The organism is Streptomyces cellostaticus (genome assembly GCF_023630175.1).
GTDB classification, from domain to species: Bacteria; Actinomycetota; Actinomycetes; order Streptomycetales; family Streptomycetaceae; genus Streptomyces; species Streptomyces cellostaticus_A.
The window spans coordinates 1-1,880 of record NZ_JALLIN010000118.1 but is presented as its reverse complement, the minus strand read 5'-3'; the positions used below and the strand labels follow the sequence as shown (position 1 = coordinate 1,880).

Below are 1,880 nucleotides of genomic sequence, written 5' to 3'. Positions count from 1 at the left end.
TGATGCCGAAGGACGAGACACCCGCCCGGCGCGGACGGCCGGTCTCCGGCCACGGCACCGCATCGGTGAGCAGGGCGACCGCGCCGTCCTCCCAGTCCACGTGTGGGGTCGGCTCGTCGACGTGCAGCGTCTTGGGCAGCACACCGTGCCGAATGGCCATGATCATCTTGATGATGCCGGCGACACCGGCGGCCGCCTGGGTGTGGCCCATGTTCGACTTGATCGAGCCGAGCCACAGCGGCTGGTCGGCCTCACGCTCCCTGCCGTACGTGGCCAGCAGCGCCTGCGCCTCGATCGGGTCGCCCAGCGTCGTCCCCGTACCGTGCGCCTCCACCACGTCGATCTGGTCGCTGGTGAGGCCCGCGCCGGCGAGGGCCTGACGGATGACACGCTGCTGCGAGGGACCGTTCGGCGCGGTCAGGCCGTTGCTGGCACCGTCCTGGTTGACCGCCGAGCCACGGACCACGGCCAGCACGGGGTGGCCCTTGGCGCGGGCGTCCGACAGCCGCTCGACGAGCAGCATGCCGGCGCCCTCGGCCCAGCTCGTGCCGTCGGCGGCGGCGGCGAAGGACTTGATGCGCCCGTCGGCGGCCAGACCCCGCTGGCGGCTGAACTCGGTGAACGTACCGGGGGTGGACATGACCGTCACACCACCGGCCAGCGCCATCGTGCACTCGCCGTTGCGCAGCGCCTGGATGGCCCAGTGCAGGGCGACGAGCGAGGACGAGCAGGCGGTGTCGACGGTGACGGCCGGGCCCTCGAGCCCGAAGGCGTACGAGACGCGGCCGGAGGCGATGCTGCCGGAGTTGCCGGTGCCGAGGTAGCCCTCCACACCGTCCGGTACGGCCGTGATCCGGGTCGCGTAGTCGTGATACATGACACCGGCGAACACACCGGTGCGGCTGCCGCGCATGGACGACGGGTCGATCCCGGCCCGCTCGAACGCCTCCCAGGAGGTCTCCAGCAGCAGGCGCTGCTGCGGGTCCATCGCCACGGCCTCGCGCGGCGAGATCCCGAAGAACGCCGGGTCGAACCGGCCCGCGTCGTGCAGGAAGCCGCCCGAGCGCGTGTAGCTGGTGCCCTTGCCGTCCGGGTCCGGGTCGTACAGCGACTCCAGGTCCCAGCCGCGTCCCTGGGGGAACTCGGAGATGGCGTCCCCGCCACCCACCACCAGGCGCCACAGGTCCTCGGGGGTCTCGACGCCTCCCGGGTAGCGGCAGCTCATGCCGACGATCGCGATCGGGTCGTCGGCGAACGCCGTGCCGGCGCGCACGGGCGAGCCCGTGACCGCTCCGGCGGCCTCGGCGTCCCCGGTGAGGCCCAGTACCTCGGTCCGCAGGAACTCCGCGAGCGCGTTCGGTGTCGGGTAGTCGAAGACGAGGGTGGCGGGCAGGCGCTCACCGGTGGCCGCGCCGAGCCGGTTGCGCAGTTCGACGGAGGTCAGGGAGTCGAAGCCCAGCTCCTTGAACGCGCGGTCGGCCGGCACCTCGTCGGTCGACGCGTGGCCCAACACGGCGGCCACCTCGCCCCGCACCAGCTCCAGCAGCGCCGCGTCCCGCTCGTCGGCGGGCAGCCCCGCCAGGCGGGTGCGGAACGCCGACCCGTCCGCCGTACCGCTACCGCCCTGCCCGGCGGCCCGGCGCACCGGTACGCGGACCAGACCGCGCAGCAGGTCCGGGAGCATGCCGCCGCGGGCCTGGGCCCGGAGGGCGGGCAGGTCGAGCGGGAGCGGGACGAGCAGCGCGTCGGTGGTGCGGCCGGCCGCGTCGAAGAGGGCGAGGCCGGTCTCGGGCGCCAGTGCGCCGATGCCACTGCGGCGGATGCGCTCGCGGTCGGCTTCCGTGAGGTCGCCGCCCATGCCGCCCACGCCGGTCCACAGG

The 1,880-nt window shown here is 74.0% G+C and carries 1 protein-coding gene; it reads right to left on the bottom strand.

Going from position 1 to position 1,880, the window contains the following annotated elements; translation table 11 throughout:
* Positions 1-1,880, bottom strand: a 1,880-nt coding sequence (locus MXD57_RS31220; RefSeq protein WP_250405577.1) for a type I polyketide synthase, incomplete at both ends; no start/stop codon positions are given.